The sequence below is a fragment of the Telluria sp. B2 genome, assembly GCF_051789535.1.
Lineage (GTDB): Bacteria > Pseudomonadota > Gammaproteobacteria > Burkholderiales > Burkholderiaceae_D > Telluria.
In genome coordinates, this window is record NZ_CP196525.1 from 1177451 (window position 1) to 1190530 (window position 13080).

Annotated in this window: 8 protein-coding genes; 3 read left to right on the forward strand and 5 right to left on the reverse strand. The window is 68.1% G+C overall.

The features are described from left to right. Positions 1 to 173: 173 nt before the first annotated feature. The 4 genes from ACSUZJ_RS05305 to ACSUZJ_RS05320 form a co-directional block, all read right to left on the reverse strand. Positions 174 to 2234: a tetratricopeptide repeat-containing diguanylate cyclase gene (locus tag ACSUZJ_RS05305; protein WP_499413980.1), complete on the reverse strand. Its 2061-nt coding sequence runs from the start codon at positions 2232 to 2234 to the stop codon at positions 174 to 176. Positions 2235 to 2431: 197 nt separating this feature from the next. Next, positions 2432 to 4231, reverse strand: a complete 1800-nt coding sequence (locus tag ACSUZJ_RS05310) for an ABC transporter ATP-binding protein (protein ID WP_499413982.1) — start codon at positions 4229 to 4231, stop codon at positions 2432 to 2434. Then, positions 4221 to 5972 (reverse strand): ABC transporter ATP-binding protein, encoded by a 1752-nt coding sequence (locus ACSUZJ_RS05315; protein ID WP_499413984.1) that lies wholly within the window; start codon positions 5970 to 5972, stop codon positions 4221 to 4223. Before ACSUZJ_RS05315 ends, ACSUZJ_RS05310 begins: the two co-directional genes overlap by 11 nt. A gap of 132 nt (positions 5973 to 6104) precedes the next feature. Beyond that, a complete protein-coding gene (locus ACSUZJ_RS05320; RefSeq protein ID WP_499413986.1) occupies positions 6105 to 6890 on the reverse strand; it encodes a phasin family protein in 786 nt (261 codons plus the stop codon). 199 nt (positions 6891 to 7089) lie between these two features. On the opposite strand from ACSUZJ_RS05320, the gene ACSUZJ_RS05325 reads away from it, so the two are divergent. The 3 genes from ACSUZJ_RS05325 to ACSUZJ_RS05335 all read left to right on the forward strand — a co-directional run bounded on the left by ACSUZJ_RS05325 (position 7090) and on the right by ACSUZJ_RS05335 (position 10148). After that, complete coding sequence (locus tag ACSUZJ_RS05325; RefSeq protein WP_499413988.1) at positions 7090 to 8364, forward strand: amidohydrolase family protein; 1275 nt, start codon at positions 7090 to 7092, stop codon at positions 8362 to 8364. Positions 8365 to 8442: 78 nt separating this feature from the next. Continuing rightward, positions 8443 to 8967 (forward strand): GNAT family N-acetyltransferase, encoded by a 525-nt coding sequence (locus tag ACSUZJ_RS05330; protein WP_499413990.1) that lies wholly within the window; start codon positions 8443 to 8445, stop codon positions 8965 to 8967. A 209-nt stretch (positions 8968 to 9176) separates the two neighbouring features. Then, on the forward strand, positions 9177 to 10148 hold the full coding sequence (locus ACSUZJ_RS05335; protein WP_499413992.1) for a diacylglycerol/lipid kinase family protein: 972 nt from the start codon (positions 9177 to 9179) through the stop codon (positions 10146 to 10148). A gap of 7 nt (positions 10149 to 10155) precedes the next feature. Here ACSUZJ_RS05335 and ACSUZJ_RS05340 read toward each other — a convergent pair whose 3' ends face one another. Next, positions 10156 to 13071, reverse strand: a complete 2916-nt coding sequence (locus tag ACSUZJ_RS05340; RefSeq protein ID WP_499413994.1) for an alpha-L-rhamnosidase-related protein — start codon at positions 13069 to 13071, stop codon at positions 10156 to 10158. Positions 13072 to 13080: the final 9 nt, after the last annotated feature.

The window sequence follows — 13080 nt, forward strand, 5'->3', positions numbered from 1 at the left end:
GTCTTACCGGTTGATCGGACGAGACCTTCGAGAAAACCCGGGTGTCAAGCGGACCGGGCGCTAGCGCGCGGTGGCACGATAGCGCACGCGCCGTACCGCGTGGACACAGGTGTCCACCCTACGACCCAAAAAACCAAAAAACCGAATCCCAAAACCCATCAGACAGGCTGCAATCACCCCGCCGCCCTTAACTCCTGCCACCCCGCCGTCACGATCGACATGTCGACAAACCCGGCGCGCCAGGCCTGCTCGAGGTTCTGCTCGATTTCTTCCATCGAGGTCTGGGCGAAGCCGGCGAAACCGCGCACGCCGTAGGCGCGGTTGCGGCCGTGGCCCTTGGCCATGTAGAGCGCCATGTCGACCAGGTTGACCGCGCGTTCCCAGGGCAGGGTCTGGCCGGCCGGCGCCAGCGGGTAGGGGGCGAAGCCGATCGACACCTGGGCGCCGAGCGTCATGTCCTGGTAGTCGATGCGGGTCTCGGCGATGCCGTTCAGGAGGCGGCGCGCCACCTCGTCCAGGCCGCTGCGCGGGATCGCCGGCAGGAAGGCCAGGAATTCCTCGCCGCCCCAGCGCACGATCATGTCGGTCTCGCGCAGGATCTCGCGCAGGCTTGCGGCGATCTTGATCAGGACCGCGTCGCCGGCGCCGTGGCCGTAGGTGTCGTTGATGTGCTTGAAGTGGTCGACGTCCATCAGGAACAGCGCGCTGACCATCTCGTCGCCCGAGGTGCCGGCGCCGCGCTTTTCGGTCTGCTGGTGGGTGCGCATGAAGTCCTGGAAGTGGCGCCGGTTGTACAGGCCCGTCAGCGGGTCGCGCACGCTCTGCTGCTTCAGTTCCTGGTTCTTCTCGTGCAGCTGGGCGTTTGCGTGGCGCACCTTGCGGTACAGGAGGCCGACGATCACCGAGACCAGCGCGAACACCACGATCAGGAGCGCCCAGATGCGCTGCTGCAGGCGGCGGTTGTCGATCTCGGCCGACTTGATCTGGTTCTCGCGCTCCAGCAGTTCGATCTGGCGCTGCTTCTTGTCGGCGTCGTACTTTTCCTGCAGCTCGAGCATCGCCTTCTGGCGGCGCTTCTCGAACAGCTCGTTCGACAGCGTGCGCTCGCGGTGGTAGGCCTTGACGGCAGCCGCGTAGTCGCCGGCGTGTTCGAGGGCCTGGCCGTATTCCTGCAGCACGGCCTGCAGCTCCGGCTTGTTCCCGTTCTGTTCGTATTGCGCCAGGCCGGCCTCGAAACTGGCCTTGCCTTCAGCCAGGCGACCGGTTGCCAGGTAGGCCTGGCCGAGATTGACGCGCGCGGTCGCCAGGGCCGCCCCGTCGTTCAGCGCCTCGGCGGCCGCGATCGCCTGCAGCGCGTAGGTCGTCGCGTTGCGGAAGTCGCGCATCTTCAGGTAGCAGTCGGCCAGGTTGATCAGGGAATAGGTCACCAGCGAGTGCGCGCCGATCTTGCGCTGCAGTTCGAGCGCGGCGAGCTGCGCCTTCAGGGCGCGCTGCATCTGGCCGGTGCTCACCGCCAGCGCGTATTCGGTCGACTTCAGCTGGGCCATGCGGCCCGGCGAATCGGCCTTGCCGGCGACGTCGGTCGCCTCGGCCAGGGCCTCGAAGCCCTTGTCGAACTCGCGCATCAGGGCATACAGGTTGGCCAGCGCATTGAGGACGATGACCTGCTGGATCGAACTGCCGCGCTCTTTCGCGAAGGCCAGCGTCGCCTGCATCTTTTCGAGCGCGCGCGGGAAGTTGCCGTCCTCGGAATAGGCCTCGGCCGCATTCACGCCCACGCGCACGCGCAACTCGATGTCGTCCGTCGTATTGGCCAGGCGTTCGGCTTCCCAGATCAGGCTGTGCGACAGCGCCAGCTCGTTCTGTGCGTACTTGATGTAGGCCTTGCGCACCAGGCCCTTGGCCAGCGCGGCATTGTTGCTGCTGGCGCGCCCAAAAGCGATCAGCTCGTCGCAGGTCGCCAGCGCCTTGTCCGTCTGGCCCAGGGCATAGTAGGCCCCGCACAGCTGGCCCAGCAGTTCGCCCTTGTCCTCGACCGACCCGGCACGCGCTTCCTTCTCGATCTGGAGCAGCATCGGCAGCGCGCGCTCGGGAATGAAGCGGTTGACCTCGCGGATCTCGGCCAGCCGCGCCGTCAATGGCGCCGGGCCCTGGGCGGTGGCAAACGAGGAGACCAGCACCATCGATGCCAGCAGTACAGCGTGACGCTGTCGTGGTGTTCTCGTCGTTTTCACTACCGGCCCAGCCTTCCCGATGTCGTTATGCGTTCCATATTTTTGCGGACGCCATCGAGCATTATATGCGTGTTGCCTAATAGAAATTTCGCTTTTTTTGCATGGATAAGCAAAAAAGCGACGCCAAAACGGCACTATTGGCAACTGCTTATGCCCCTCGCGCGAGGGGGATGGGAAAGGCAGGCGCGGCCCGGTGCTTATACCGCCAGTTGTTGCAGCATATATAACCGGTGGTACAAGCCGTTCTCGATGCGCATCAGTTCCTCGTGCGGACCCGATTCGGTGATGCGGCCGTGGTTCAGCACCACGATGCGGTCGGCGTCGCGGATGGTCGAGAGCCGGTGCGCGATCGCGATGATCGTCACCTTGCCGCGCAGCTCGACCAGCGCCTGCTGCACGACCTGCTCGGTGGCCGAGTCGATACGCGAGGTCGCTTCGTCCAGCAGCAGGATGCGCGGCTCGCCCGCCAGGGCGCGCGCGATTGCGATCAGCTGTTTCTGGCCCGAGGACAGGCGCGAGCCGCCTTCTCCCAGCGAGGTGTCGTAGCCCTGCTCGAGCGCGGCGATGAAGCCGTGCGCGTGCGCGGCGCGCGCCGCGGCCTCGATCCGCTCGCTGGACAAACCGCGTCCCATGTCGATGTTCTCGCGCGCCGACGCCGCCAGGATGAAGGGATCCTGCGGCACCAGGCCAACCTCGTTGCGGAAGCGCTCGTTGTCGATGCCGGCGATCGGCTCGCCGCAGATCTCGATCTGGCCCTCGCCCTTGTCCGCACTGGCGCTGTAGTAGCGCAGCAGCAGCGAGAGCAGGGTCGACTTGCCGCTGCCGGTGTGGCCGACGATGCCGTAGAAGGCGCCCTGGGGAATGTCGAGCGAAATATCGTGCAGCACGTTCTGGCCCGGCACGTAGGCGAAATTCAGGCGCCGCACGCGCACCGCCGGCGCGTCCGGCGAAGCGTTCATGCGGGTGCCTCCGCTGCGGCCGGCCGCGTGCTCGGCCGCTCCCGCTTCGCTCAGCAGGGTATCGACGCGCGCGCTGGCCACCACCGCCTGCTGCAGGCCGCTGAACTGCATGGTGATCTGGATGAGGGGCTCGACCACGCGCGCGATGTAGCTGATGAAGGCGTACAGGATGCCGACTTCCACCGCGCCGATCTCGCGCCGTCCGAAAGCGAAGATGACGACCGCCAGCAAGACCACGTTGAGCAGGTCGAGGGCCGGGCGCAGCAGCAGGGCGTTGACGCGGATCTCGGCGATGCGCGCCTCGTAGTGACCGTTGTTGGTGTTGGCGAAGCGCTCGCCGAAGCGGCTGGCGGCATTGCTGGCCTGGAGCACCGTCATGCCGCCGATCGACTCCGCCATCTGCGCGTTGATGTCGCTGCGCAGGGCGCGCGCACGCGTGACCGCCGGCGCCGACAGGCGCTGGTAGAGCCAGACGATGACCAGCACCGCCGGCAGCAGCGCCAGCACGATCGTCATCAGGCGCCAGTCGAGCCAGGCCATGGCGATCGTCGTGCCGAGCAGGACGATGGTGCTGTCGAGGATGGAGAACAGCACCTGGATATAGAGCTTTTTCACCGCTTCGGTGTCGTTGGTGACGCGGCTGACCAGCTGCCCGGTGATGGCGCGATCAAAAAAGGCCATCGGCAGGCGCAGCACGTGGCCGTAGACCCACTCGCGCAGGCGCTGCACCGAACGCATCGCCAGGCCCGACAGGCGCACCAGTTGCAGGTAGCGCAGCCAGGTCGAGATCCAGCCGGTAATCAGGGCGCCGCCCAGCAGCAGGGCCATGCGCGTCCAGTCGGCCTTGCGCGGCACCAGGTGGTCGTCGATCAGGGCCTTGCCGAGGATGGGACCGATGACTTCCAGCGCGGCGGCGATGACCAGCCAGAAGGTGGCCCATTTCAGGTGTCTGATGTCGGGCCAGGCGGCGCGGCGCAGCAGTGCGGCGGCCCGCTTCGCCTCGGCGCGCCCGGCCTTTTCCACTTTTTCAGCTTGCATCGATGCTGGCCTCCAGTTGTTGGTAACGCCACTGGCTGGCGTACCAGCCATCGAGCAGCAGCAGGGATTCGTGGTCGCCCGATTCGACGATGCGGCCGTCCTTCAGCACCACGATCAGGTCGGCGTTCACCACGGCCGAGAGACGGTGGCTGGCGATGATCGCGGTCAGCTCCGGACGCGAGGCGCGCAGCTCGGACAGGTGTTCGAGGATGCGCGTCTCGGTGCCGGTGTCGACCGCGGACAAGGCGTCGTCGAGCAGCAGCAGCGAGCTGTCGGCCAGCAGCGAACGCGCGATCGCGACGCGCTGGCGCTGGCCGCCCGAGAGCGTGATGCCCTTTTCGCCGACCGGGGTGTCGTAGCCGTGCGGGAAGCGCAGGATGTCGTCGTGGATGGCCGCCATCTTGGCCGCTTCCTCGATCTCGGTGCGGCTGGCGCCGGGACGCGCCAGGGCGATGTTCTCGGCGATGCTGGCCGAGAACAGGAAGGATTCCTGCGGCACCCAGCTGGTTGCCGCGCGCAGGGCCGCCAGCTTGTAGGCGTCGAGCCGGTGGCCGCCCCAGGTGACTTCGCCCTTCTGCGGCTCGGCCTGGCGCAGCAGCACGCGCAGCAGGGTCGACTTGCCGGCGCCGGTGGGGCCGACCAGGCCCAGGGTCATGCCCGGGCGCAGCGCCACCGAGACCTTGTCGAGCGCCGGTTGGGTGGCGCTGGAATACGTGAAGCTGACATCGCGCAGCACCAGGGGACCGTCCTCGATCGCTTCGATGCGGCCTTCGTCGACCACGGTAAGCGGCGCGTCGAGCATCGGCTGCAGGCGCGCGAGACCGGCGCGGCCGCGCTCGATCAGGGAGAGCACCCAGCCGGCCGCGAACATCGGCCAGATCAGCTGGCCGAGGTACATGGTGAAGCTGGTCAGGGCGCCGATGGTGAGCTGGTTCTGCCAGACCAGGTAGCCGCCCAGGCCGAGCGTGAGCGTGCTGGCGGCGGTGAGGGTCAGGCCGACGGCCGGTTCGTAGGCCGCCTCCCATTTCTGGGCGGCGAGGCTCGCTTCCGAAGCCTTGCCGGCCAGCTCGGCGAACTGGCCGGCGCTGCGCGCTTCCAGGCCCAGGGCGCGCAGGGTGCGCACGCCCGAGAGCGATTCCTGCACGTGGTCGTTCAGGTCCGAAAAACGCTTCAGGGAATCGGTTTCGGCGGTGTGGATGTGGCGCGAGATGTACCAGAAGGCCAGGCCCATCAGAGGGAAGGGCAGGAGCGCGACCAGCGCCAGCCGGTAGTCGACGCCGAGCAGCATCACGCCCAGCACCATCACCAGGGTGAGCGTGCCGTCGAAGCCGGCCAGCATCGCTTCGCCGGCGGCCATCTCGATGGCGTCGATGTCGTTGGTGCCCAGCGCCATCAGGTCGCCGGTACGCTGCTTCTGGTAGAAGGCAGGGCCCTGGCTGGACAGGCGCTTGTACAGGCGCATGCGCAGCTCGACCCCGAGGCGGTAGGCGGCCGAATACAGGCGCACGCGCCAGCACACCCGCAGCACGTAGATCACCAGGCCCAGCGCCAGCAGTTGCGCGATCCCGACCATCAGGTCGTGGCTCGACAAACGGTGCGCCGCCAGGCCGTCGATCATGGCGCCCACCTTGCGCGGCACCCACACGCTGCATACCGCGACCGCGACCAGCATGACCGCGGACGACGCGTATGCTTTCCAGTGGCGCAGCACGAAGCTGCCCACCAAGCTCGCTAAACTCATCGGTATTCCTTGCTATTGCGCCCGCGAAAAAGAAAGCGGGCCGAAGCCCGCTAGTTTACTTTCTTTGTCCGCGCGGCGCAGCGCGCGTGCCTGCAGGAATCAGTCCTGCATCAGACCTGCATCAGACCTGCATCAGTTCTGCTTCTTGCGGCCACGTCCGCCGCGGATTTCCGTGAGCTTTGGCGCAGCCGCGGGGACGGCGACAGGTGGCGTGGCGTCAATCGGCTCGACCTTCGGGATTTCGATCTCGACGGCCACCTCGACCGGCACGCTGGCGGCGACCGGGTGCGGCGGAGCAATCGGCAGGTCCAGCACTTCGCTGGTGGCCCTGGCGATCGGCGTCGGCGCCACCGGCGGGGCGATATCGGAGGTCACCACCGGCGTGGTGTCGGGCACGATGTCGGCCGCGGAGACGGAAACCTGGGCCGCTTCCGGGGCCGCTGCCGGGGCCGATTCGGCAGCCGGCGCGGTCTCGGCCAGCACCTGCGCGACGCTGGCGCTGACGGCCGCGGTCGCGTCGGCGACGATTTCCGCTTCCTTCAACGGTGCGGTCTCGGCGGCGGCCGGGGCGGCCAGCGCCGGCGCCGGCGCCGTGGCTTCCACCTGGTAGGTCTGCATGCCGAAGCCGCGCAGGCCGGTAGCGATGCTGAACAGCTCGCGGCTATAGTCGAACATCGTGCGCAGCTGGCGCTGGCTCTGGGCGCCGATGTCCAGGAGGTCGCGCGGATCGCGCATGGCCAGCAGCTGGCGCATGGTGTTCGAAGAATGCTCGACCGCTGCGCGCGAGGCGTCGAGGTTGAGGGCGAAGAGGCGGCTGGTACGGTCCAGCGCCCCGTCGCCCAGTTGGCGCAGGAGCTGGAATTGCTTGTCGAGCTGGGTCTGGCGTGCTGCTTGGAACTGTTCTGGAAGTGAAGTCATCGGAATTCCCTATCGTTCGGTTATGGCGCACTGCAACAAATCCTAGTGTAGCCCTGATGCAGAGTGTTGAAAAGAACAATTTGACGTTGTCGCGTACGCGCAATCTTGCGCTGCAGCATTGTTACAAAGTGACACGCGATTAGGCTAGGCAGGTGACAGGAAATCGCTACAATGATTTGGAACAAATTCAGGAGTTGCCATGGATCTTGTTGTTCGCAATGCCAGCCTGCCGGACGGACGGACCGGTATCGATATCGCCGTGCGGGAAGGGCGCATTGCGGAGCTCGGCCCGGCGCTGGCCTTGCAGGGCGCGCAGGAGGTCGACGCCGGCGGCGACCTCGTCACGCCGCCCTTTGTCGACGCCCATTTCCACATGGATTCCACGCTCAGCTACGGCATGCCGCGCGTCAACGCGTCCGGCACCTTGCTGGAGGGTATCGCGCTGTGGGGCGAGCTCAAGCCGCAGCTGGCGCAGGAGGCGCTGGTCGAACGCGCGTTGCAGTATTGCGACTGGGCGGTGGCGCGCGGCCTGCTGGCGGTCCGCACCCACGTCGACGTCTGCGACGAGCGCCTGCTGGCGGTCGAGGCCCTGCTCGAGGTGCGCCGCCGCGTCGCCCCCTACCTCGACCTGCAACTGGTGGCCTTTCCGCAGGATGGCCTGCTGCGCAGCCCCGGCGCCTTCGACAACCTGAAGCGCGCCATCGCGATGGGCGTGGACGTGGTCGGCGGCATCCCGCACTTCGAACGCACGATGGCGCAAGGCGCCGAGTCGGTGCGCCTGCTGTGCGAGTTCGCGGCCGACCAGGGCCTGCGGGTGGACATGCATTGCGACGAGACCGACGACCCGCTCTCGCGCCACATCGAGACCCTGGCCTGCGAGACCTGGCGCCTGGGCCTGCAGGGCAGGGTGGCCGGTTCGCACCTGACCTCGATGCATTCGATGGACAATTATTACGTGAGCAAGCTCCTGCCCCTGATGCGCGAATCCGGCGTGGCGGCGATCGCCAATCCCCTGATCAACATCACCCTGCAGGGCCGCCACGACACGTATCCGAAGCGGCGCGGCATGACCCGCGTGCCCGAGTTGCTGGCCGCCGGCATCGAGGTCGCCTTCGGCCACGACTGCGTGATGGACCCGTGGTACGGCCTGGGTTCGGGCGACATGCTGGAGGTGGCGCACATGGGCCTGCACGTGGCGCAGATGACCGGGCAAGAGGCCATGCGCCAGTGCTTCCTGGCAGTGACCGAGACGCCGGCGCGCATCCTCGGCCTGGAAGGCTATGGCCTGGCGCCGGGCTGCCACGCCGACTTCGTGCTGCTCGACGCCGCCACGCCGGTCGAGGCGATCCGCCTGCGCGCGGCGCGCCGGCTGGTGGTGCGGCGCGGCGCCATCGTGGCCGAAGCGCCGCCCGGCCGCGCGACCCTGCGCCTGCCCGGCCGCCCGGCTGCGGTCGACTTTCGTATCGGACGCTGAAGCCTGGCGGGCCGATGCTAGAATCGCCAGCCCCTGTGTTGTAAGCCTATCCAGTTTTCCACAAGCATTATCCGTGCCGTGAAAGATATCCAGATCCGCCCCGCCACCAGCGCCGATTTCGACGCGATGTGGACCATCTTCAGCGCCCATGTCGCCACCGGGGAGACCTATCCCTTCGGTCCCGACACCACGCGCGAGGCTGCGCACGCCTACTGGCTGGGGCCGAACGTCACCGCGCGGGTGGCGGTCCTCGGCGAACGCGTGCTCGGGATGTACCGGGTGGTGCCGAACCAGCTCGGACGCGGGCACCACGTGGCCAACGCCTCCTACATGGTCAGCCCGAACGCCCAGGGCGTCGGCGTGGGCCGCATCCTCGGCGAGCACAGCCTGGAAGAGGCGCGCCGCCAGGGCTACCTGGCCATGCAGTTCAACTATGTGGTGAGCACCAACAGCGCCGCCGTCATGCTGTGGAAGAAACTCGGCTTCTCCATCGTCGGCACCCTGCCCAAGGCCTTCCGCCACAAGCGCCTCGGCTATGTCGACGCCTACGTCATGTATCAGTTGCTGCAGGATCCCGACCACTGGCCGACCGCCGACGAATAGAGGCTCATCCTCGGGCCCAGGCCGGACGCCGCCTTGCCAGGGTGGACACCTGTGTCCACGCGGTACGAAGCGGGCAAGCCGAGACGCCGGCCGCTGAGCGAAGGCGCACGTTCCGAGCGCTCCGTCTCTGTGCGGTGCAGCACGGAAGGCCGGCCATGCGGTGGTAGGATGAGGAAGACCTTCCGACCCATTTCGAAAGCTTCGCCGCGATGCCTAACATCGAGCCAGATCCGAACGCTGCCTTCTACGTGGTGCTCAACGCCGGTTCCGGCCATGCGGAAACCGAGCTGCGATGCTCGACCATCCGCGACGTGCTGGCCGAGGCCGGCCGCACCTGCCATCTCGAAATCGTCAAGGACGCCGCCCAGCTCGGCGAGATCGCGCGCCGCATGGCGCAGGAAGCCAAGCGCAGCAACGGCGTGCTGGTGGCCGCAGGCGGCGACGGCACCATCAATACCGTCGCCCACCAGGCCGTGCTGCAGGGCTGCGTGTTCGGCGTGCTGCCCCAGGGCACCTTCAATTATTTCGGCCGCACCCACGGCATCCCGGAAGACCTGGCCGAAGCGGTGCGTTCGCTCCTCACCTCGACTGTGCAGCCGGTGCAGGTCGGGATGGTCAACGACCGCATTTTCCTGGTGAACGCCAGCGTCGGCCTGTATCCGGCCCTGCTGGAGGCGCGCGAGCAGGACAAGCGCCAGTACGGGCGCAGCCGCGTCGTCGCGATCCTCTCGGCCCTGAAGACCGCACTGGGCCGGCACCGGCCCCTGCGCATCGCGCTCGAGACCGAGGGCGTCGTGCGCAAGCTCCGCACCGCCACGCTGTTCGTCGGCAACAACCGCTTGCAGATGGAGCAGGTCGGCATGGAGCCGCTGACCGAGGCGGTCGAGGATGGGGAACTGGCGGCGATCGCGCCGCGCCGGGTCGGCAAGCTGGGCATGCTCGGCCTGCTGCTGCGCGGCGCCCTGGGACGCCTGGGCGAAGCGCCGAACGTGGTTGCCTTCTCGTTCAAGCGGCTGACCGTCAAGCATGCGCGCCTGTCGCCGCGGCGCACCGTGAAGGTCGCTACCGACGGCGAGGTGACGCGCATGCCGATGCCGCTGGAATTCCGGGTGCTCGAAGGCCGGCTGGCGCTGCTGAAACCGGCCGGGGCGAGGGGCGCCAGCGAGCGCGCCGCCGCTTAGAGCGCCTCTAGTTCACCCGCTGCACCCGCACGCCATAGATATCGAAGCGGTTCCATGGCCCCGTGGTGCCGCCCGCGCCGCTGAAGCTCGCGTTGCTCTCCAGGTAGCTCATGTTGGTGAAGTCGCCCATGCGCAGGCTGTAGCTTCCCGGCTGCAGGCGCGCCGACAGCGGCGTCGACAGCACGGTCGGCGTACTGGTCTTGTCGAACTTCGCATGCGGCAGCTGGATCACGCCCTGCGCCACGGTCTTGCCCTGGGCGTCCAGCACCGCTAGCCACTTGACGCCGCCGCTGATGCCCAGGTTGATCTGGTTCGCCCCGTTGTGGTAACGGACCTGGACGCGGTAGTCGCCGGCCTGGCCGACCTTCAGGTCCCTGATCTCGAAACGGTCCGCCGGCTGGCCCCAGTCGGCCAGGCGCGGCGCACCGAAGCGGCCCTGCGCCGGCGTGACCTTCAGGTTCGTCGCCACCCTCGCATCCGTCACCGCGATCTCGCTGGCGGGCGCCAGGCAGCGCGGCACGCTGTGGTGGCTGCGGTTGCCGGACGAGACGAACTGGGCTTCCAGGGCATAGCAGGCGAAAGGCGCCGTCTCGCGGTCGGCCCAGGCGCCGGCCGGCACTTTGGTGGCCACCAGCTTGCCGTCGCGGTAGACGTTGTAGACGACGCCAACATCGTTCCCGGCGGCGCCAATGTCCAGGCGGGCACGCCCGTCCTTGCCGGGGGCCAGCGCTTCGATGACCGGCTCGCGCGGCGCGAACACGGCGGGCGATTCGACATAGGGATCGGCGTTCACGCGGTGGATCGCCGTGTCGCTGGCCACCAGCGCGCCCAGCTTCACCTCGATCACATCGCCGTCGCGCAGCGCGGTCCAGGGGATGAGGGCGCCGCTCGGCGCGCCGTTGTGCAGGACCGCCGCGACCTGGTAATGCCCGTTACCTTCGCTCGCGGCGGGCAGCAACAGGCGCACGGCGACGCGCTGGCCGCGCAGGCGCAGCTTGTGCAGCGTGACCTGGCTTGTCTCGCCGAAGGTCTCGCGGCGCAGCTTGGCCGTCACGAAAGGCCGCAGGACGATGCCCTCGTCCTGCGCCGCGACGCCGAACACGTTCTCGACCACCATGCCGAGGTAGGCGCCGACCGACCACAGCTGGCGGCGCGAATTGATCACCGGGCCGATCAGCTCGGGATGCTCCTCGTCCAGCAAGAGTGGCTGGCCCGACAGCCATTCGAGGTTCTCCATGTTCGAGATGTTCAGCGCCGCGCCGCGCATCAGCGAGTCGTAGGCCGCGTCGGCCACGCCGGCATTGCCGCCAAGCGCCGCGGCTTTCAAGCCGTAGCCGGTGACGAAAGGCCACATGGCGCGGTTGTGGTAGACCGGCGCGCCCTGCTGCTGGGGCCAGATCACGGGCGGACCCATGGGGCCGTGCGGATAGCGCGCCAGGATGCTGCGCGCCTGGGCCTCGTCGGCGATGCCGGTGACGATCGCCAGCGACTGGCCCAGCCAGTCGAACTTGTGCATCGGCGCGCCGTCGAAGTGGGCGGCGGTGAGGCTGCTGTACATGCCGGCATCCGGCAGCCACAGTTTTTTGTTGATCGCACGCTTCAGTTCCAGCGCCCAGGCCTCGTAGCGCGCGGCACGCGCCGTGTCCTTTTGTTCGCGCGCCAGTTTCGCCGCAAGCGTGAGCGCCTTGTAGTGGGTGGCGTTGGTCGACACCGCCTTGGCGCTGGCCATCGAGGCCAGGTCGTCGACGATCCAGCTCGCATAGCTCTGGTCGCGCCAGTCGAGGAAGCTCTGCTCGCCCGTGTACAGGCCGTCGCGCGGATCGAAGGCCGCGACGCGGTCGATCTCGATGGTGTTCGACAGCGCCTGCAGCGCCCGCGAGGCAAAGGCCTGGCGCTCGGCCGGGGGCAGGGTGCGCAGCACTTCCTCGGCCGCGAAGGCCCAGGTCACGCGGTCGGTGCTGACCGGCCAGCTGCCGCCGCTGCCGGTGTCCTGCACGATCTGCAGACCGTCCCGGGTGCCGGGCACCTGCGGCGCTTTCGCCACCTCCTTGCGGTAGACGGCCAGCTTGAAGGCCAGCGAGTTGCGCACCCGCGCCGGGTCGAGCAGGGCCAGGCCGAGGTCGGCCGCGTAGGACAGGTCGCGCGTCCACACGTAATGCCACTTCTCGCCGGTCTCGAAGCACTCGCAGGGGATCGCGGCGCCGCCGTTATAGTTGCCATCCTTGATTTCGCTGACGGCATCCTGCGCCATCTCGTTGCCGGCCAGCGCGAACAGCGCGTCGAAGGCCAGGTTGCCGCTGCGGGTGTAGGGGCGGTCGGCCGACTCGCTGTAGGTGGCGTGCCGGGGCACCGGATCGCGCAGCGCCAGCGTGGTCGAGTGCGTGTAGCTGCGCAACTCGGCTTCGGGATCGACCAGCGAGAAGCGCGCCTGCTCGACCTTGCCGTCCCAGGTGGGCCAGGCGAGGGTGGCGACACGTGCGTGGCCGGCGTGCGGGTCCGCGCCCGCGGCCGCCGCGGCGTCGCCCAGCCTGGTCACGCGCAGCAGGGGCGCGGCCTGGTTGCGCGCGTCGAGCGTGAAGCGGTAGGTGCCGGTGCTGCGTACGAACAGGTAATCCTCGGGGCCGGCCTGGGTGTCGAGGGGCAGCGCCTGGTCCTGCTTGATCCTCACGCTCTTGCCCGCGTCCAGCACCCATTCCTGGCTCCAGTCGCGGCTGCCGATCTTGAAGCCGTGCTTGCCGGGGCCGACCAGCGCCTCGGCTACATAGATGCCGCCGCCCTTGTGCACCAGCGGATGGTCGATGCCCCAGCCGTTGAAACCGCCGCGGACAAAGAGTTCCTGGCGCAGCGGGCCGGGATCGGCCGCCACGGCGGCGGCAGTGTTGGCAAAGAGCGCTGCGCCCAGCAGCCAGCGGGATGAAAACATGGATGCTCC